Source organism: Shinella yambaruensis, from assembly GCF_050859155.1.
GTDB lineage: Bacteria > Pseudomonadota > Alphaproteobacteria > Rhizobiales > Rhizobiaceae > Shinella > Shinella yambaruensis.
Map to the genome: position 1 here is coordinate 547,181 of NZ_CP150638.1, position 18,232 is coordinate 565,412.

Genomic DNA, 18,232 nt, shown 5'->3' on the forward strand with positions numbered 1-18,232 from the left:
CGGTTGGGACGGCGGACGATCGACGCCGAAAACAAGAAGAACCGACCAGAAGGAGAACGCAGATGACAATGACAGTCACGATGAAGGCGCTGTTGTCCGGAGCCATGTTGATGGCGCTGGCGACGACGGCGCAGGCCGCATGCGGGATCGAGAAGGGCTCGATCCGCATTCTGGGCAATGATTTTCCGGCGATCCAGGCGGTCACGGCCGCGGCCGCGACCTGTCGGAGCGATACGGTGCAGTTCAAGGTGAACCTGACCCAGGATCACGAGAGCCTCGCGGTCGCCGCGCTGAAGGCGAAACCCGCCGAATACACGTCCCAGATCGTCGCCAGCTCCTCGATCCTGCCGCTCCTCAACGACGGCCTCATCCGGCCGCTCGACGATTACGTCGCGAAGGATGGCGCCGGGCTCAAGAAGACCCAGCTGATCACCATCAACGGCAAGGTCATGGCCGTCGCCTTCATGGCCAATGCGCAGCACCTGTTCTATCGCGAGGACATTCTCAAGGCGGCCGGCGTCGAGCCGCCGAAGACCTATGAGGAGGTGCTTGCCGCGGCCAAGGCCATCAAGGACAAGGGCCTCGTGAAATATCCCTTCGGCGGCACCTACAAGGCCGGCTGGGACCTCGGCGAGGAATTCGTCAACATGTACATCGGCATGGGCGGCACTTTCTTCAAGGAAGGCTCGGCCGAGCCTGCGATCAACAATGAGAAGGGTGTGGCGGCGCTGGAGATGATGAAGGCGCTGAGCGCCTACATGAACCCGGACTACCTGACCTTCGATTCCAACGCGCTCCAGGCCGAATTCGAGGCCGGAAACGTCGCCATGGCGAACTTCTGGGGCTCGCGCGCCGGCGCGGTGACGGATGGGGAGGGCTCGAAGCCCGAGATCACCGGCAACATCAAGTTCGCCGCCGCACCGACGGTCGCCGGCGGCACGATCCCCGCCACGACGCTCTGGTGGGATGGTTTCACGCTGGCGACCAACATCTCCGACGACGACGCTGCGGCGACCTTCAAGGCACTGGCATCGGGCGTGACCAAGGAGGTCGCCAATGCCAATACCGACAAGGCGGTCTGGCTGGCGGACGGCTTCAACCCGGGACCGCTTGCGCAGGGCACCCTCGAATCGGCGAATGCCGGTGCGCTTCCCTATCCGATGGAACCCTATATGGGCCTGATGCACACCGCGCTTGGCAATGGGCTCGCGGAATTCATGCAGGGCAAGGAGGACGCCGCCAAGGCGCTTTCCGACGTCGAGGCGACCTACAGCGCCGCGGCCCAGGCCGCCGGCTTCCTGAAATAGGGCCGCGCCGGCTCCGCCACGTCGCGGGCAGGCTGCCTCGCCCGCGAACACCTGATCCACAACCGGCACAAAGGGAGGGCTCGATGCCGCATCGGACATTCATTGCGTTTATCCTGCCGTCAGCCCTGGCGATGCTGATCTTCATCGCCCTTCCGATCGTCTCGGTTGTCGTCCAGTCGCTGTTCATCGAGCACGAGCGGGTCATGGTGACCGCCGAGAATTGCGGCCCCTTCGGCTGCAAGAAGGAAAGCCATGTCGACGAGGCGGCGACGGCCGAACTCAGGCGCGACCAGCCGCTCGGCCGCTTCAACGGCCTCGGCACCTATCTGGACCGCAAGCATCTCGCGGCCAAGGAGGTGCGTGAGGCATTCGCCGAGGCCAGCGGGCCGATCGATTTCCTGACGCGCGTCGGCAGCCTGCCCCTGTACAAGGCCTTGGGCTTCACGCTCGCCTATACGTTCGTGGTCACGCCGCTGGTGCTCATCCTCGGCTTCATGATCGCACTCGCGGTCAACGCGCTCCCGTATTTCGTGAAGGGGCCGGTGATCTTCGCCTCCCTCCTGCCGATGATCATCACGCCGCTGATCGGCTCGCTGATCCTGTTCTGGATGATCGATGCGAACGGCATCATCGGAGCGTCGCTCCAGGCGCTGTTCAACGATCCGGACCTCTCGCTCAAGGCGTCACCCACGCTGACCTGGATCACGCTCATGGTCTATGGCGTCTGGCACTCGGCCCCCTTCGCCTTCGTCGTCTTCTATGCCGGTCTCCAGACCCTGCCGCATGACACGCTCGAAAGCGCGATGATCGACGGCGCCAACCGTTTCGAGCGCATTCGCTTCGTGGTCCTGCCGCACCTGATGCCGCTTGCGATCTTCGTCGGGCTGATCCAGCTGATGGATAATTTCCGCGTCTTCGAACCGATCGTCGGCTTCAATGCCGGCGCGAGCGCGACATCGCTCTCCTACGCGATCTACACCGATCTGCGCAGCACCGGCGCGCCGCTCTTCGGCTCGGCGGCGGCGACCTCGATGCTGACCATCATCGGCATCTGCATTCTCATGGCGCCCGTGCTCGTGCGGACCTGGCGCGATTTCAAGCGTCGGCACTGAGGAGTTGGCCATGTCGGTCCTGACTGCAAAGACCTCACCCTGGATGCGCGGGGCCGCGATCGGCTTCATCACGCTCTGGCTGCTGATGGCGGCCTTCCCCTTCGTCTGGACGCTCTGGGGATCGTTCAAGGTGCAGGGCGATTTCTTCTCGCGCCAGGACTGGCTGAATGCGCTCTACGGCGTCCAGACGCTCGCCGAGACCGGCAGCAGCTTCACCGGCCGAGGCTATTACGGCGCCTGGGTCGAACGCGAGTTCTGGCGTTCGGTCATCAATACCGGCATCGTGACCGGCTTCGTCGTGGTCATCTCGCTGACCTTCGGCACGCTGGGTGGCTACGCCCTGTCGCGCTCGACCGCCCGCTATGCCTTCTGGATCCTGATCGCGGCGCTGATCTTCCGCGCCATGCCGCATATCACGTTGCTGTCGGGCTATCTGCTGCCCTTCTTCCAGCTCGGTGTCTGGGGCTATCTGTCCACGGCGATCATCGTGCTCGTGGCGATCAACCAGCCCTTCACCATCTGGATGCTCAATTCCTTCTTCCAGACCATCCCGAAGGACCTCGACGAGAGCGCGATGGTCGACGGCTGTTCACGCTTCCAGGCGTTCCGGCTGGTCATCATCCCGGTCATGTGGCCGGGCGTGATCACCACCGGCCTGTTCTCCTTCCTGCTCGCCTACAACGATTTTGCGGTCACCGCCGTCCTGCTCTCGCAGGAAAACCAGACGATGGTGCCGAAGATCGCGAGCTTCATGGGCAGCACGCAGGTGCAGGGCAATGTGATGTTCGCCGTCTCGGCGGTCGTCTCGGCCACGGTGCCGCTCTTCATCCTCGTGCTTTTCTTCCAGCGCCACATCGTCAGCGGGCTCACCGCCGGCGCAGTCAAGGGTTAACCGGCATGGCGACCATCAGCCTCAAGAATGTAAGCAAGAAATGGGCGGGGTTCACCGGCGTCGATGCGCTCAGCCTCGACATTGCCGACGGGGAGTTCCTTGTGCTGCTCGGCCCCTCGGGCTGCGGCAAGACCACGACCATGCGCATGATCGCCGGTCTCGAAACCATCTCCGACGGCGAGATCTGGATCGGCGATCGTGTGGTCAACACGCTGGAGCCCAAGGACCGCGACATCGCCATGGTGTTCCAGTCCTACGGCCTCTATCCGACCATGTCGGTCTACGAGAACATCCGGTTCCCGCTGAGGGTGCGCAAGGTTCCGCGCGAGACCCACCATGAACGCGTCATGCGGGCGGCTGCCATGGTCGAGCTCGGCGACTTCCTGGAGCGGCGGCCGGCGGCGCTGTCCGGCGGTCAACGGCAGCGCGTGGCGCTCGCCCGCGCCATCGTGCGCCAGCCGACCGTCTTCCTGATGGACGAGCCGCTGTCCAATCTCGATGCCAAGCTGCGCGTCTCGACGCGCGCCCAGATCAAGAACCTGCACCACGAACTGAAGACCACCACGATCTACGTCACCCATGACCAGATCGAGGCCATGACGCTCGCCGACCGCGTGGTCGTCATGAACCGTGGGATCGTGCAGCAGGTCGGCACGCCGATGCAGATCTACGACCGCCCGGCGAACACCTTCGTTGCCGGCTTCATCGGCTCGCCGGCCATGAACCTCATCGAAGGCGACATCCGGTCCGGCGTTTTCACCGCGACCAACATGCGGGTCGAGGGCCTTGCCGGCATGCCGGACGGTCCGGTGACGCTGGGCTTCCGGGCCGAGGATGCCGGCGTGGCGGACCAGGGCGGCCAGATAAGCGCGCCGGTCTATTCCATGGAGCTGCTCGGCGATGCCTCGATGGTGACCGTGCAATGCGGCAAGGCGCTCGCCGCGGTCAAGACACCCAAGGATTTCCGCATCGCGATCGGCGCACCGGTGGGGATCACCGTGCCGGCCTCGATCTGCCACTTCTTCGATGCCCGCAGCGGGCATCGCATCGAACATCCAGGAAAGGATTGATTGACATGAAAGGCTCAAGACCGGAACAGGGCGTCCTCACCAAGGACAACGACCACAGCAAGACCGCCGAGACCAAGGCCGTGATCGAAGGCATGGTCGATGGCCTCAACGACCATCGCATCTCCGATATCGGCGAGTTCTTCGCCGAGAATTTCCGCTGGCTCGGCAATGCCGGCTGCGGCACCAAGATGGGCCTCAAGGAATTCCAGCGGAACTGGCAGCATCCGTTCCAGGCCGCCTTCTCCGACAAGGTCTGCGTCGACGAGGCGCGTCTCTTCGACGGCGAGTGGGGGGCTGCCTTCGGACGCCAGGAAGCCACCCATTCCGGCGAGTTCATGGGCATCGCCCCGACCGGCAAGCGGGTCGAGATCCGCTACATGGACTTCTGGAAGGTCGTCGACGGCAAGATCGTCGATAACTGGGTCACCGTCGATTTCCCCCATGTGATGCGCCAGCTCGGCGTCGATCCGTTCAACGGCCATGGCTGGGAAGCCTATGACAGCGGCGAGAAGGTTCCGCCGAAGAAGCAGGGATGAGACCATGCCTGTCACGTATCTGAAGAAGGGAAAGTCCGCGGAGGAGCGGTCGGGCGACGACGCCACGGTCCGCGCCAATGTCGAGGCGATCCTGGCGGATATCGAGGCGCGCGGCGATGCCGCCGTCCGCGCGCTGTCCGTCAAGTTCGACCGCTACGATCCGCCGGCCTTCCGGCTGACCGCGTCCGAGATCGAGGCCCTGATGAACCGGGTCTCCGCCCGCGACATGGCGGATATCCGCTTCGCCCAGGCACAGGTCCGGCGCTTTGCCGAAGCGCAGCGCGCCTCGATGACGGATGTCGAGATCGAGACGCTCCCGGGCATCATCCTCGGGCATCGCAACCTGCCGGTCCAGTCGGTCGGCTGCTACGTTCCGGGCGGCAAATTCCCGATGGTCGCTTCGGCGCATATGTCGGTGCTGACCGCGTCCGTGGCCGGCGTGCCGCGGATCGCTGCGGCGACACCGCCCTTCAAGGGTGCGCCGAACCCGGCCGTCATCGCGGCGATGCATCTCGGCGGCGCGCATGAGATCTACGTGCTGGGCGGCATCCAGGCCGTCGGCGCGCTGGCGCTCGGCACGCAGACGATCGAGCCGGTGCACATGCTCGTCGGCCCCGGCAACGCCTATGTCGCGGAAGCCAAGCGCCAGCTTTTCGGGCGGGTCGGCATCGACCTCTTCGCAGGCCCGACCGAGACGATGGTCATCGCCGACGAGACGGTGGACGCGGAGGTCTGCGCCACCGACCTGCTGGGCCAGGCGGAGCATGGCTACAATTCGCCCGCCGTGCTGGTGACCAATTCGCGCCGGCTCGCCGAGGCGACGATGGCCGAGGTCGAACGCCTGCTGAAGCTGCTTCCGACCGCCGAGACGGCATCCGCCTCCTGGCGCGATTACGGCGAGGTCGTCCTTTGCGACAGCCATGAGGAGATGCTTGCCGTCGCCAATGACATCGCCTCCGAGCATGTGCAGGTGATGACCGACCGCGACGACTGGTATCTGGAGAACATGACGGCCTATGGCGCGCTGTTCCTGGGACCGCGCACCAATGTCGCTAATGGCGACAAGGTGATCGGCACAAACCACACCCTGCCGACCAAGAAAGCCGGCCGATATACCGGCGGGCTGTGGGTCGGCAAATTCCTCAAGACGCATTCCTACCAGAAGGTGCTGACCGACGAGGCGGCCGCGACGATCGGCGAATATTGCTCGCGCCTGTGCATGCTGGAAGGTTTCGTCGGCCATGCGGAGCAGGCCAATGTGCGCGTGCGCCGCTATGGCGGCCGGAACGTGCCATACGGAGCGGCCGCCGAATGACCCCCGCATCCCTGCCACGCACGCCGTCGTTCCGGCTGGATGGCCGTCGCGCCCTGGTCACGGGGGCGTCGTCCGGGATCGGGCTCGGCGCTGCCGCGGCGCTGGCGGCGGCGGGCGCGCATGTCGTGTGTGCCGCCCGAGGCCGGGAGCGGCTTGCGGACGTGGTGAGGGCAATCGGCGCGGAAGGCGGAAAGGCCGAAGCGATAGCGTTCGACATCGCGGATATCGCCGCGATGCGGGACGCCATCGGCGGGCTCGAACCCTTCGACATCTATGTCAACAGCGCGGGGACTGCGCGCCATGGTCCCGCGCTGGAGACGCAGGTCGCCGATTTCGACAGCGTTTCGGCCATCAACTGGCGGGCGGCGCATTTCTCGGCGGCTGAAGTCGCGCGCGGCATGATCGCCCGCGGCCGCGGCGGATCGATCGTCACGATCTCGTCCCAGATGGGCCATGTCGGCGGGGTCGACCGCTCGGTCTATGCGGCGTCGAAACATGCGCTCGAAGGCATGACCAAGGCGGTGGCGATCGAATGGGCGCCGCACGCCATCCGGGTCAACACGATCTGCCCGACCTTCATCCGCACGCCGCTGACCGAGCAGACCTTCGCCAACCCCGAGCGGACGCGATGGATCACCGAGAAGATCAAGCTCGGCCGGGTCGGCGAGATCGAAGACATCATGGGTGCCGTCGTCTTCCTGGCGTCGGACGCCGCGACGCTCATCACCGGAACTTCCCTTCTTATCGATGGCGGCTGGACCGCCGGTTAGGAGACCGCATGCCCCTCAAGGGATTTGACAAGAAATTCAGGGATTTCCCCGACTACATCCTCGGTGTCACCAAGGAGATCTGGGAAGATCGCGGCATTGCCACCCTGCACCGGTATTACGCGCCCGACATCGTCGTGCGCTCGCCGGCCTCGGTGGTTCGCGGCAACCGGAACGTCATCGGCGCCACCATGGCGACGCTTGCGGAATTTCCGGACCGCCAGCTCCTGGGCGAAGACGTCATCTGGTCGGGCAGCGACGAGGACGGCACGCTGCTGTCCTCGCACCGCCTGCTTTCGACCGCCACCCATCTCGGCGACGGCGTCTATGGCAGAGCCTCGGGCAAGTCCCTGACCTACCGGATCATCGCGGACTGCGCCGCGCGCGACAACATGATCTACGACGAATGGCTGATCCGGGACCAGGGGGCGATCGTGCGCCAGCTCGGCTGGGATCCCAAGCAGTTCGCGATCGACCTGATCGAGCGCGAAGGGGGGCCGGAGGCCTGCGTCAAGCCGTTCACGCCCGAGATCGACATGGCCGGCGACTACAAGGGCCGCGGCAACGACCATCCGGTCGGCAAGGACTACGCGGACTTCCTTTCCGCGATCATGGCGGCCGATTTCAGGGTCATTCCGAAGGTCTACGACCGCGCCTGCCAGCTCGACCTGCCCGGCGGCGTCACCGCCCATGGCCGGGGCGCGGCGGATCGCTTCTGGATGGAATTGCGCGCGGCGTTTCCCGATGCCCGCTTCGAGATCCACCACGTCATCGGCCGGACCGATGCGGCAATGCCGCCGCGCGCGGCGCTCCGGTGGTCGCTGACGGGCACCCATGACGGCTGGGGCGGCTTCGGCGCGCCGACAAAGGCGGAGGTCCACATCATGGGCATGTCGCATGCGGAATTCGGCCCCTACGGCCTCAAGCGCGAATTCGTGATCTTCGACGAAACCGCGATCTGGAAGCAGATCGCCCTCAAGACGGGATGAGAGACATGACACCTCAGGAAATGGAACGGCGCATCGTGCGCTATGGCGAGCTGAAACCGTGCAAGACCGCCTTCATCGACGCCCATACGCCGGGTTCGAACCAGAAGGAGAACTTCACCATCATCGGCGCCGGCGTGTCGGAGAGCCCGGACCAGCATATCCACATTCGCGAGACGCCCGGCTTCAACATCGGCGCGGCCGGCCAGCCGCCCAAATGCCGCAACTCGCTGCATTCACATCGCACGGCCGAGGTCTTCTTCGTGCTCAAGGGGCGCTGGCGCTTCTTCTGGGGCCGCCATGGAACGGCCGGCGAGGTCGTGCTCGAGGAAGGCGACATCTTCAACATTCCGACCGGGATCTTCCGCGGCTTCGAGAATATCGGCACCGATTACGGGATGATCATGGCCATACTCGGCGGTGACGATGCCGGCGGCGGCGTCATCTGGGCGCCGCAGGTCATCGAGGATGCGCGGGACCACGGCCTGGTGCTCGGCAAGAACGGCAAGCTCTACGATTCCAAGAAGGGACAGTCCCTGCCGGACGGCGTGCCGCCCATGCCGCTCCTGACGGATGAAGAGCTGAAGGCCTTCCCCGAGCCGACGACCCTCGATGTCGTGCCGCACTATGTCGGCCGCTACTGGGACATGATGGCGCTGGCGGATCGCCAGCCGGCCAGGGTGATCGGCGCCGAGGGCATGCTGCGCGACCGCCCGGGCTTCGAGGTCGAGCTGCTCGGCCGCGGTTCCATTCCCGAAACGCCCTACACGACCCCCTCGCACGAGGTTCTCATGGTCATGCGCGGTCACTGGAAACTGTCGTGGCAGGGCGGCGAAGCCGTCCTTGCGCCCGGCGACACCTGCGCCGTGCCGCCCGGACTGGAGCACGCGCTCGTGCCGTCCATGACAGGGGAGGCCAGCCTCTACCGCGTCCGCAACACCGACGACCCCGCCGGCCCGACGCACAAGCTGGCCGCGTGAGCGCGCCGCTGCTCCTGATACCCGGCCTGATGTGCGACGAGCGCCTTTTCGCACATCAGGCTGCGGCGCTCGCCGGCGGGGCCGAGGTGATCTGCGCCCGGCTCGACGGGCCGCCGAGCATCGAGGGACTTGCCCGCATGCTTCTCGACCGGCATCCGGGGCCGCTTCGCCTCGCCGGGCTTTCCATGGGCGGCATCGTGGCGATGGAGATGGTGCGGCAGGCACCGGAACGGATCGAGCGGCTGGCGCTGCTCGACACGAACCATCACGCGGATCTGCCGGAGCGCTTGCCGATCCGGAACCGGCAGATCGACGATGCGCGCAACGGCAGGCTTGCCGCCGTCATCGTCGAGGAGATGCGCCCCGCCTATTTCGCCGCCGCCAATGCCGACAAGCAACCGCTGCTCGAATTGGTCCTCGACATGGCGACGGCGCTCGGGCCGGCTCTCTTCGAGCGCCAGTCGATCGCCCTGCGGGACCGACGCGACCAGACCGAGACGCTCCGCTCTTACTCCGGTCCGACGCTTGTTCTCTGCGGGGCGGAGGATCGGCTGTGTCCCCCGCGCCGGCACGAGGAGATGGCGCGGCTCTTGCCCCGTTCCGAGCTCGTCGTGGTCGAGCAGGCCGGGCACCTCACCACGATCGAACAGCCCGGCGCCGTTTCGTCGGCGCTCGCGCATTGGCTCGTCCGGTGACAGTCCCCGTCGCCCGGCGATCTCAAGGAGGTTCATCCATGACACTCGATGCTTCACTTCAAAACCTGCTGGCCTCCGTCGATACGCCCACGGTCTGCAACGCGATCGAGGTCGCGCAGGGCAGGCGCGGCTTCCAGGGGTTCACCCGGGGCACCGTTCTTACGGCGCAGCCTCGTCTCAAGGCATTTTTCGGCTATGCAAGGACGGCGAGAATTCGTGCGGTTCACCCGTCAACCGAGGCTCCCGACGTGATCCGCCGCCGGCGGATGGACTATTACCGCTACATGGCGGCGGGACCGCGACCGGCGGTCACGGTCATCGAAGACCTCGATGGCGCCGCCGCCATCGGCGCGTTCTGGGGAGAGGTCAACACGACGGTTCACAAGGGACTGAAGCTGTCGGGTGCGATCACCAACGGGGTCATGCGGGATCTCGACGATCTCGCGCCGGATTTCCAGGTGCTCGCCGGATCCATCGGGCCAAGTCACGGTTTCGTTCATGTCGTCGATTTCGACACGCCCGTTACCGTCTTCGGCTTGTCGGTTGCACCGGGTGATTTCCTTCACGCGGATCGTCATGGTGCCGTGGTGGTGCCGCCCGAGGTACTGCCCGAACTCGAGACGGCGATCGAAAAGATGCGGGAGAGCGAAACCTTCATTCTGGAGCCGGCGCGAAGAGACGACTTTGATATCGGAAAGTTCGAAGAGGCATGGGCGGCCTTCGAGAGGGCCAGAATATAGAAATGATGGCCGGCTTTCCTCCATTCCCTGGCTCCCAGATTGTTTTTTCGTAGCTTGTGCGTGGTTCATCAGCTTTCGTGTATTTGATCATGGATGGCTGTGGCACAGGGTATCGCAGCCATCCTTCGAGGCTATCGGTCAGCCGTCTGCGACCAATCCAGCACGATGAATGGTTCGACGATATGCCGTGCCATGATGTCCCCGTAGAGCGTGGCCGGATCGTCCGGCTTTGCATGATGAACCAGGCCATGAAGCGGGATTTTGTCTTCGGCGAGCCAGTCCAGGGCACGGGACAAGCCGCTGAAAATCGAGTGCGGCGCATTGTTGTAGCCTTCAAGCAGTTCCTCCCAGAGAAAGCTGCGGGCGTGCATGGGAAGTTCCCATTCCCAGCCCGAGCGCAAGGTGACGTGGTTGAAGAAGACGGCATTGAGCACGTCATGGGCCGTCAGATCGGTATGTTTGCGCCAGGAAACGCCGACGAGGACCACTTCTCCCATGCGGCGGATGATGCGGCAGCCTTCCAGCACGGCACCCTCGTGGCCCGAGCAGTCGACCACCAGCGCGACCCGGCCGGCGAGATCGGGATCGTCCAGCGGCATGGCCGAACGCGTATCGCTGATGCCGCTGCGGGCGAGCTGTTCCCGGCGCACGGCGTCGGGATCGACCACCGTGACGCGGTAGCCGCAGATCTGGAACAGATGGGCGGCGAGGAAGCCGACGGGGCCGGCGCCTGTTATGACGACACGATCGCCCGGGCGGGCCCTTGTCGTCATCAGGGTGGTCATCGACACGCCCATCAGCCGTGCGATGACGGCGGTGTCGGGTGCCATGCCGTCCGGCAGCGGCAGGGTGTGTTCGGCCGCGTGGGTCTGGCTCGATCGATGGTAACCCATCGCAAAGCGCCGTTCGCCGCGCGTCACGCCGGTCACGCCTTCGCCGACCTCCTCGACCTCGAAGACTGCGGCATAGCCCGGCCGGACCGGAAAGGCGTCGCCATTGGCCCAACCGATCTCGGTGCCTTGGCTGATCAGCGTGCACAGCGTTCGCCCTCGTATCTCGCCGCGTTGCAGCGGCTGGTCCTCATAGGGCCGGAGCTGGAAGGTCCGGCGGGAGGGGATGATGATTTCCATTGGCATGGGCGAGGCTTTCAGGAGAGGAGCGTGCCGCCGGTCGCCGCATCGAAGAGATGCAGGCCGGCCGCGTTGAAGGTGACATGGACCGACGCGTCGTTTCCTGGCCGGTTGACGGCAGGAACTTGGGCGATCATCTCATGCGGGCCGACCCTGAGGTCGAGGAGCGCGTCATCGCCGAGATACTCGGTCACTTCGACGGTGGCGCGCAGGGCGCCCGGGTTGTCGGCGGTGGTCAGCGTGACATCCGATGGCCTTATGCCGATGAGCACGGCCTGGCCCTCTGCGGTGCGGCCGGAGAAGCGGTCTGGCAGGGGGAGCGTGAAGGCTTCGGCCTGCAGCTTTCCACCCATCAGGCGCGCCGGCACCAGGTTCATGGCGGGGCTGCCGATGAACGTCGCGACGAAGGTGTTGGCGGGGCGGGTATAGACATCCTCCGGGCTGCCCACCTGCTCCACATGACCGTCCCGCATGATGACGATCTTGTCGGCCAGCGTCATGGCCTCCACCTGATCGTGGGTGACGTAGAGGATGGTGGTGCCGAGCCGCTTGTGCAGCTTGCCGATCTCCCAGCGCACCTGCGTGCGCAGTTTCGCGTCGAGGTTCGACAGCGGCTCGTCGAAGAGGAAGACCTCGGGCGTGCGCACCATGGCCCGCCCCATCGCGACGCGTTGCCGTTGGCCGCCCGATAGTGCGGAAGGCTTGCGCGCCAACAGGGCGTCGAGACCGAGGATGGCGGCCGTCTCCCGAACGCGCCGGTCGACTTCGCCGGGGGCGAGCTTCAGCGGACGCAGGGCGAACTCCATGTTCTGCCGTACGGTCATGTGCGGGTAGAGCGCATAGTTCTGGAACACCATGGCGACGCCGCGATCCTTGGGCGCCACGTCGTTGACGACCCGCCCGCCGATCGAGAGCTTTCCGTCGGAGACGTCCTCCAGGCCTGCGACCATGCGCAGCGTCGTGGTCTTGCCGCAGCCCGACGGGCCGAGAAGCACGACGAATTCCCCCTTGTCTATGGCAAGGTCGATGCCGTGGACGATCTCGAAGGCGCCGTAGCGCTTGACCACTTTTTCCAGTGCAATGGACGACATGCGCCCCTCCTTACTTGACTGAGCCCATCGTCAGGCCGCGGACCAGCCAGCGCTGGCAGGTCAGGACGAAGACGACGCCGGGGATGAGGATGATGAAGGAACCCGCCATGATGCGGCCCCACTGGACGGCATCGGATGACCAGAAGGACATGACGGCGACGGTAGCGGTCTGAGCCCTGGAGCCTGTGAGCATCAGGGCGAAGAGGAACTCGTTCCACGAGAAGATGAAGCAGAACACCGCCGAGACCGCGAGGCCGGGTGCCGCGAGCGGCAACGTCACGCGCCAGAAGGTCTCGATGATGCCGTAGCCGTCGACCATCGCCGCCTCTTCGAGTGCCGACGGCACCTCGTCGAAGAAACCTTTCATCAGCCACACGACCAGCGGGATGTTGGCGGTGGAATAGACGATGATCAGCGCCAGCGGCGTGTCGAGGAGGCCGGCAGTCTTGAAGATGATGTAGTAGGGCACGACCACCGTGATGGGCGGGAACATGCGCAGCGACAGGATCCAGAAGGCCACGTCGTTCATTCGCCTGTGGCGTATGCGGCTGATGGCATAGGCCGCGAGCGAACCGAAGACGAGGCTGATCGCCGTCGAGCCGAGGGCGACGATCAGGCTGTTGCCGATGAACTTCAGGAATGGACGCTCGGTGAAGAGCACATGGTAGTGTTCCCAGGTCGGCGTGAAGAAGAAGGCCGGCGGCTTCTGGAACATGATGGGCGCAGGCTTCACCGAGGAGGATGCGACGAGGTAGATCGGCGTCAGGAAGACGATCAGCACCACCGCGAGAAGCAGGTAGACGAGGATGGCCTGACGGGTCGAAGGCTTGTTCATGGGGCTACTCCAGCGCCGAGCGGTCGCGGTTCAGCGATTTGAAAAAGAAGGTGACGAGGACCGTGATGATGGCGAGCGAGACGAAGGACGCCGCGGCGCCCATGCCCATGCGCCAGAAGGTGAAGGACTCGCGATAGATGAACATGGAGAGCACTTCGGTGGAGTCGCCCGGCCCGCCCTTCGTCAGCACGAAGATGATGTCGTAGATCTTGAAGGCGTCGATCGCGCGCAGGAACATCAGGCTGATCAGAACGGGCTTCAGCTGTGGCAGCGTCACGCGCCAGAACACGTCCCAGCGCGAGTTTCCGTCGATCATCGCCGCCTCGTAGGGCTCGGGCGACAGCGAATGCAGCGCGGCGGCCGTGCCCATCATGATGAAGGGCGTCCATTGCCAGATGTCGGCTATGGCGATCGCCCAGAGCGCCCAGGTCGTGGTGGTGATCCAGCCGACGCCGGAAAGGCCGACGAGGCTGAGGAAATAGTTGAGATAGCCGAGTTCAGGGAAATAGAGGAACAGCCAGACGAGCCCCACGATGACGGGCGAAATCATCATGGGGATGAGCAGAAGCGTGCGCGCCATACCCATGCCGGGCAGGCGCTGCGTGACGAGAAGCGCGATGCCGACGCCGAGCACGAGCTGGATGGAGAGCGTCATTGCCATCAGCTTCAGCGTCGTGACGAGCGCATGCAGGAACGTGCCCGAGGACAGGATCTCGGCATAGTTCGCCCAGCCGACGAAGATGCGCGGAATGAAGGGTTTGGCAAGGTCGTAATTGCGAAACGACAGCCAGCCCGCATAGAGCATCGGATAGATCGTCGTGAGGAACAGGACTGCGACGACGGGCAGCAGGAAGAGAACGAAGATGCGCCTGTTGCGCGTTGCTTGATAGGCCATGGCGGAACTCCGGCATTATCCTCTTGTTTTGACGCATTCCCGGACGCAAAACCGCGTGCCGCACTTTGCTGGAAATGCTCCGGGAAGCGCCGCCCCGGGGAGGCTGGGGCGGCGCGGCGAACGTGCGCGTCAGTCCGCAAGGACCTTCGCCGGCACGTCGTTGATCCAGCGCAGGCGCGTTTCGACCGGGAACATCTTCAGGCGCGAATTGACCGCATTGCACGCCGTGGTCAGCGCTTCCGCAGCCGTTGCGGTCTCGCCGGCCATGAACTTGTTCAGCTCGACGCCGAAGGTCTCCTCGACATCTTGGTAGAACGGGTGGAAGATGCGGCGCTTGGCATTGGCCTGGCTGTCGAGCAGAACCTTGTAGTAGGGGTATTTCTGCTGCAGGTCCGGATCGGCGAGGATCGCCTTGCGGAACTGGCTGACGCCGTTGCCCTCGGTGGCGAAGCGCCGCATCAGGTCTTCACTCGTGGACCATTTGATGAAGGCCCAGGCGGCTTCCTTTTCCTTGTCGGAGACTTTCGCGTTGATGGCGAAGGAGAGCGCGCCGGTATAGGTCGGCTCCGGTTTGCCGTCGTCCGTCGGATTGGCCGCGAAGCCGGCCTTGCCGATTTCCGCGAGCCTGGCTTCCGCGGGGTTGGTGAGCCGCACGGAGCGGACCGACCAATAGGCGGCCTGAGCAGCCTCGCCGCGCTCCATGTAGCCGGACTGGATGTCCCACATCAGGCCGAGATAGTCCGGAGGGTTGAAGGGGATCAGCGACTTCATGTATTCGGCCGCCTTGATGTGCGGTTCGCCCGTCATGGCGCAAAGACCGGTCTGCGGGTCCCAATAGTCGCCGCCGAACGAGCGCATGAACGGGAAATAGTCATGCGTGATGGCGCCCTGGACGCGGCTGTAGGACTGGCTGGCGCCGTAGAGATCGTTTTCGAGCGGCTTGCCGCCGGCGTTCTCGCCCTTCTTGCGGGTGAAGAATTCGGCGATGTCGCGATACTGGTCCCATGTCGTCGGGGCGGCGAGGTCGTAGCCGTATTTCGCCTTGAACGCGGCCTGTTCCCCGGGATTTTCGAAGAGGTCGGCGCGGTACTGGTTGAGCCAGGTCATGCCGGAGGCGGGAAAAGCGAGAAGCTGGCCCTGCCAGGTGTTTTCCTGCAACTGGATCGGGATGATGTCGTCGAGCTTGATGTCTGCGGCATCGCGCCTGGCGAGGTCCGTCAGGTCGACGAGTGCGCCGGCCTCGCCGAGCATGCCGACCCAGGGGCTGTCGACCCAGAGCAACTGATAGGACGGCGAATCGGAACTTGCTTCTATGATGATCTTGTCGACGAGCCCCGGATAGGGAAACATGTCGATCTGCACCTTCGCGCCGGTCAAGGCCTCGAATTCCCCGACGATCGGGGCAAGGCGGGTGACTGACGTATCGCCGATGCCGAGCATTTTCAGCTCGACGCCTTCGAATGGCTTTTCGGCCATCGCCGCGCCTGCTGTCGCCATGCAGAGTGCCACGGCATAAGCCAGAGTTCGCATTCTACCCATTTTCTCCTCCTGTTGAGTCCCGTTGTTGAAACGTTTCACCAATTGGCGAAACGCCATGCGGTACGGGGCCGCATATTGCGATATCAATCGGTTGCGGGAGACCACTGTGCGGGACCACCCGCCCGCTCGGCGCCCAGGGGACCCGCCATGCTGACGATTTCGAGGAACTGGCCCCAGGGCGCCTTCAGGTAACACCAGGTCAGGCCTTCCATGGGACCTCCGTCGATATAGGTCGGCCCGTCCAGCACCTCGACGCCTGCCGCGCGAAGCCGGGCGGCCGCCGCATTGCAGTCGTCCACCTGAAAGGCCAGGTGATAGCCGCCGGGCTGGCTGTTGCGCTTGAGCGGGGCGTCAGGCTCGGCATCGCCGGAGTACTTGAAGAGTTCGAGATTGGCGCCGTTGCCGACGCGCAGCACCTTGATGTCCTCGATGCGCGCGTTGCACGTCACACCGAGACGCCGCCGCATATATTCGTCATCCACATCGATGAGGCCGGTGGACAGGCATTCCACCGCACCGAACAGCCCTGTGAAAAACGCCACCGCCTGGTCGAGATCGGGCACCGTGAAGCCCACATGCTGCATTCCGTAGACTTTCATGAATTCCTCCCCTTCCTTGGATAAATCAGGCCAATTCCCGTTTGCGACCATGCTCTTGCGACAGGTCCGCCGCCGGCAGGGGCGGCAGGCCGCGAATGAGATCGCTGGCCTTTTCGCCGATCATGATCGTGGGGGCGTTGGTGTTCGACGAGTTGATCTGCGGCATGACGGAGGCGTCGCAGACCCGGAGGTCGGCAATACCCCGCACGCGCAGCTCCGGATCGACCACCGCCATGTCGTCCGTGCCCATCCGGCAGGTGCCGACCGGATGATGATCGGTCTTTGCCATGCGGCAGGCGTAATCGAACAGGGCCTCGCGGTCTTTCACCCCGTCGCCCGGCAGCACCTCGCGGCGCAGATAGGGGCGCAGTGCCGGCTGGCGCAGGATCTCGCGGGCCATTTCCAGCCCGCGCAGCGAGATTTCGCGATCGTAGGGATCGGACCAGTAGTTCGGGTCGATCAGCGGCGCGGCCGCGGGATCGGAAGAGGCAAGGCGCACCGTGCCGCGCGATCGGGGGCGCATGAGGGCGGAATTGAGGGTGACGCCCCAGCCGTTGATCGTGGCGATGCCCTTTTCGATGCCGGAGCCCTGGCCGAGATGGAACTGCATGTCCGGCCAGGAGGCATCCGGATCGGCATACCAGAAGCCGCCCGTCTCGAAGAGGGAGGAGGCCACCGGCCCGGATTTGAGGGCGAAATATTGCAGGCCGGCGGCGATCATCCGGTCCGGCCTGAGCACCCCGTCATAGGAGTGCGGCCCCGTGCATTCGGCGAGCACGCAGATGTCGATATGGTCCTGCAGGTTTTCGCCAACCCCCGGCAGGTCGTGCAGGACTTCAACGCCTGCCACGCGCAGATGATCGGCAGGCCCGATGCCCGAGAGCATCAGGAGGCGCGGAGAGCCGATGGCGCCTGCCGTCAGGATCACCTCGCGGCGGGCATGATGTACGGTTCCGTCCATCATCTCGACGCCGGTCGCGCGGCCGGCGGCAACGAGAATGCGCCGTACCTGAGCGTTGGTCTCGACCGTCAGGTTCCTTCGCGGCTCGGCGTCGCGAAGATAGGTTCCGGCGGTAGACGAGCGGCGAACATCCCGCTGTGTCAGCTGATAGAAGCCGACGCCTGCCTGATGCCGGCCGTTGAAATCGGGATTGTAGGGCATGCCCCATTGCTGCCCGGCGCGCACGAAGGCCTCGCAGATCGGCAGCGCGGCGCGCGGCATCGACACGCCGAGCGGGCCGTTCGTGCCGTGGAAGGGCTCGGAAAACCGCTCGTTTCCCTCGGCGCGCTTGAAGTAGGGCAGGACATCGCGATAGGCCCAGCCAAGGCAGCCGTGCTCCTCGGCCCAGGCATCGTAGTCCCGGCGGTTGCCGCGGGTATAGATCTGCGCGTTTATGCTCGATCCGCCGCCGATGACTTTTGCCTGGGTGAACCAGAGCACACGATCGCGCAGGTGCTTTTGCGGCACGGTGGACCAGCCCCAACTCGCAATGCCCTTCGTCATCTTGGCAAAGCCGGCCGGCCAATGGAACAGGACGGACCGGTCGCGCGGGCCTGCCTCCAGCAGGAGGACGGTCATGTCGGTATCTTCCGTCAGCCGTGCGGCGATCACACATCCGGCCGAGCCTCCACCGACGACAATGTAATCCGCGTCCATCGCCTTCCTCATTAGTATGTAACTAGTCCGTTACTTGAAACGATTAACCAAACGGAGCTCGCAGTCAAGGGGAAAGCGCAGGCGAA

18 protein-coding genes are annotated in these 18,232 nt (G+C 64.7%); 11 read left to right on the forward strand and 7 right to left on the reverse strand.

All coding sequences use genetic code 11. The features are described 5' to 3' along the window. Nucleotides 1-62 precede the first annotated feature (62 nt). The 11 genes from WMC41_RS02645 to WMC41_RS02695 all read left to right on the forward strand — a co-directional run bounded on the left by WMC41_RS02645 (nt 63) and on the right by WMC41_RS02695 (nt 10,400). Entirely contained in the window at nt 63-1,307 is a 1,245-nt protein-coding gene (locus tag WMC41_RS02645; protein WP_432346943.1) for an ABC transporter substrate-binding protein, read from the forward strand. 83 nt (nt 1,308-1,390) lie between these two features. Continuing rightward, nucleotides 1,391-2,419 (forward strand): carbohydrate ABC transporter permease, encoded by a 1,029-nt coding sequence (locus WMC41_RS02650; RefSeq protein ID WP_244768035.1) that lies wholly within the window; start codon nt 1,391-1,393, stop codon nt 2,417-2,419. Between the two features lie 10 nt (nt 2,420-2,429). Continuing rightward, entirely contained in the window at nt 2,430-3,311 is an 882-nt protein-coding gene (locus tag WMC41_RS02655) for a carbohydrate ABC transporter permease (protein WP_244768034.1), read from the forward strand. Nucleotides 3,312-3,316: 5 nt separating this feature from the next. Beyond that, nucleotides 3,317-4,381, forward strand: coding sequence for an ABC transporter ATP-binding protein (locus tag WMC41_RS02660; RefSeq protein WP_288083132.1), 1,065 nt, complete (start codon nt 3,317-3,319; stop codon nt 4,379-4,381). Between the two features lie 5 nt (nt 4,382-4,386). Then, nucleotides 4,387-4,917, forward strand: a complete 531-nt coding sequence (locus WMC41_RS02665) for an ester cyclase (RefSeq protein WP_244768032.1) — start codon at nt 4,387-4,389, stop codon at nt 4,915-4,917. Between the two features lie 4 nt (nt 4,918-4,921). After that, a complete protein-coding gene (hisD, locus tag WMC41_RS02670; RefSeq protein WP_244768031.1) occupies nt 4,922-6,232 on the forward strand; it encodes a histidinol dehydrogenase in 1,311 nt (436 codons plus the stop codon). Beyond that, nucleotides 6,229-7,002 (forward strand): SDR family NAD(P)-dependent oxidoreductase, encoded by a 774-nt coding sequence (locus WMC41_RS02675; RefSeq protein ID WP_432346944.1) that lies wholly within the window; start codon nt 6,229-6,231, stop codon nt 7,000-7,002. Before hisD ends, WMC41_RS02675 begins: the two co-directional genes overlap by 4 nt. An 8-nt stretch (nt 7,003-7,010) precedes the next feature. Continuing rightward, the gene (locus WMC41_RS02680; RefSeq protein ID WP_432346945.1) at nt 7,011-7,988 is read left to right on the forward strand and encodes an ester cyclase; all 978 of its coding nucleotides are present in this window, start codon (nt 7,011-7,013) and stop codon (nt 7,986-7,988) included. Nucleotides 7,989-7,993: 5 nt separating this feature from the next. Then, the gene (locus WMC41_RS02685) at nt 7,994-8,965 is read left to right on the forward strand and encodes a cupin domain-containing protein (protein ID WP_432346946.1); all 972 of its coding nucleotides are present in this window, start codon (nt 7,994-7,996) and stop codon (nt 8,963-8,965) included. After that, nucleotides 8,962-9,660: an alpha/beta fold hydrolase gene (locus tag WMC41_RS02690; RefSeq protein ID WP_288083129.1), complete on the forward strand. Its 699-nt coding sequence runs from the start codon at nt 8,962-8,964 to the stop codon at nt 9,658-9,660. The genes WMC41_RS02685 and WMC41_RS02690 overlap by 4 nt, the downstream gene beginning before the upstream one ends. Nucleotides 9,661-9,698: 38 nt before the next feature. Next, on the forward strand, nt 9,699-10,400 hold the full coding sequence (locus WMC41_RS02695) for an RraA family protein (RefSeq protein WP_432346947.1): 702 nt from the start codon (nt 9,699-9,701) through the stop codon (nt 10,398-10,400). A 131-nt stretch (nt 10,401-10,531) separates the two neighbouring features. On the opposite strand, the gene WMC41_RS02700 is transcribed toward WMC41_RS02695, so the two are convergent. From WMC41_RS02700 to WMC41_RS02730, 7 genes are all read right to left on the reverse strand, one after another. Beyond that, the gene (locus WMC41_RS02700) at nt 10,532-11,536 is read right to left on the reverse strand and encodes a zinc-binding dehydrogenase (protein WP_432346948.1); all 1,005 of its coding nucleotides are present in this window, start codon (nt 11,534-11,536) and stop codon (nt 10,532-10,534) included. An 11-nt stretch (nt 11,537-11,547) separates the two neighbouring features. After that, complete coding sequence (locus WMC41_RS02705; protein ID WP_288083127.1) at nt 11,548-12,621, reverse strand: ABC transporter ATP-binding protein; 1,074 nt, start codon at nt 12,619-12,621, stop codon at nt 11,548-11,550. Nucleotides 12,622-12,631: 10 nt separating this feature from the next. Continuing rightward, a complete protein-coding gene (locus WMC41_RS02710; protein ID WP_244768023.1) occupies nt 12,632-13,456 on the reverse strand; it encodes a carbohydrate ABC transporter permease in 825 nt (274 codons plus the stop codon). Nucleotides 13,457-13,460: 4 nt separating this feature from the next. Further along, the gene (locus WMC41_RS02715) at nt 13,461-14,351 is read right to left on the reverse strand and encodes a carbohydrate ABC transporter permease (protein ID WP_432346949.1); all 891 of its coding nucleotides are present in this window, start codon (nt 14,349-14,351) and stop codon (nt 13,461-13,463) included. 129 nt (nt 14,352-14,480) lie between these two features. Further along, the gene (locus WMC41_RS02720; protein WP_432346950.1) at nt 14,481-15,881 is read right to left on the reverse strand and encodes an ABC transporter substrate-binding protein; all 1,401 of its coding nucleotides are present in this window, start codon (nt 15,879-15,881) and stop codon (nt 14,481-14,483) included. Nucleotides 15,882-15,973: 92 nt separating this feature from the next. Continuing rightward, a complete protein-coding gene (locus WMC41_RS02725; protein ID WP_288083125.1) occupies nt 15,974-16,489 on the reverse strand; it encodes a VOC family protein in 516 nt (171 codons plus the stop codon). 25 nt (nt 16,490-16,514) lie between these two features. Beyond that, complete coding sequence (locus tag WMC41_RS02730; RefSeq protein WP_432346951.1) at nt 16,515-18,146, reverse strand: GMC family oxidoreductase; 1,632 nt, start codon at nt 18,144-18,146, stop codon at nt 16,515-16,517. Nucleotides 18,147-18,232 lie beyond the last annotated feature (86 nt).